The sequence below is a fragment of the Neisseria sicca 4320 genome (assembly GCF_000193735.1).
Lineage (GTDB): Bacteria > Pseudomonadota > Gammaproteobacteria > Burkholderiales > Neisseriaceae > Neisseria > Neisseria sicca_E.
Map to the genome: position 1 here is coordinate 1 of NZ_AEPF01000144.1, position 287 is coordinate 287.

Genomic DNA, 287 nt, shown 5'->3' on the forward strand with positions numbered 1-287 from the left:
CAGCCTGCTTCCCGCTTTCAAATCTTCCGCTTTAATCCATTTGCCGTCCGAATAAAACGGGTGGATACGGTTGGAAACGAGGGTTTTGTATTTTACCGAGGCCGTCCGAAACTTCAATGTAAACGGTTTCTTGGTACGGATTGCCGTATCGGGCGGTAACGGGTTTGTATCCCGTTTCCTCCCGCTTGCTTCGTCCTTGGCAAAGACGCGGTCGCCGGCCCGGATACGGGCAATGGCTTTGTAGCCGTCTGCCGTTTTGACCAAGGTGCTGCCGTGGAAGGAGCAGG

At 54.4% G+C, this 287-nt stretch carries 2 pseudogenes; both read right to left on the bottom strand.

Features of this window, described 5'->3' with window-relative positions:
• Positions 1–204 (bottom strand): annotated as a pseudogene (locus NSCA4_RS13235) (polymorphic toxin-type HINT domain-containing protein); the annotation flags it as partial.
• A pseudogene (locus tag NSCA4_RS16310) lies at positions 131–286 on the bottom strand (hypothetical protein); the annotation flags it as partial. The pseudogenes NSCA4_RS13235 and NSCA4_RS16310, both read right to left, overlap by 74 nt.
• Between the last annotated feature and the right edge of the window lies 1 nt (position 287).